The organism is Staphylococcus ureilyticus (genome assembly GCF_002902235.1).
In the GTDB taxonomy this organism is placed as follows: Bacteria; Bacillota; Bacilli; order Staphylococcales; family Staphylococcaceae; genus Staphylococcus; species Staphylococcus ureilyticus.
Genome location: NZ_PPRL01000177.1, coordinates 1 through 596 on the forward strand (window position 1 = coordinate 1; position 596 = coordinate 596).

The 596-nt window shown below is 25.0% G+C and carries 1 protein-coding gene; it reads right to left on the reverse strand.

Going from position 1 to position 596, the window contains the following annotated elements; all coding sequences use genetic code 11:
• On the reverse strand, nt 1–436 hold a 436-nt coding region (locus CD150_RS12990; RefSeq protein WP_103161661.1), incomplete at its 3' end, for a hypothetical protein.
• Nucleotides 437–596: the final 160 nt, after the last annotated feature.

Sequence of the window (596 nt, forward strand, 5' to 3'; positions counted from 1 at the left end):
TTGCAAGCATGATCGCTATGATAAACATATTAACTATTTTCAAAATCGTTTTATTAAAAAATAATGTAAAAATAGTTAAGATTAAACTTAATATACAGGCGATAAAAAATATATAAAATACAAGTATTAAGCGATCAATACTTGTTTGTAAGTTATCAATGCTTTCTATATTTATATTTAAATGTGTTAAGTTATTGATGGTTTCTTGAAAATTCGTTAATTCTTTAAAATTAACCGATTTATCTACGAAAACTAAATTGAATATGGGCTCTTTAAACATACTGTAACCAGAAATTGCAACTAGAATTAAGACGATTACTTGTATAATAAGGCTAACCCAAGATTTTTTCTTTTTTCCATAGCGAGTGCCTCGTTGCATTGTTTCATTCGTTAAAGTGTGTTCAAAATCTTTAAATTGGTGATTGTTTGCGGTCATAACTTACTCCTTTCATAACATTAGATGGGGGATCTAGTTATTTTATGACTTTTATTTTGTTATAATATGTGATAACTGTTACATTTTAACCAATGTAGTTGAATATTTTAATTTTTAGTATGAATTGTCATATTTTTAAAATTTCAATATCTATTATAAC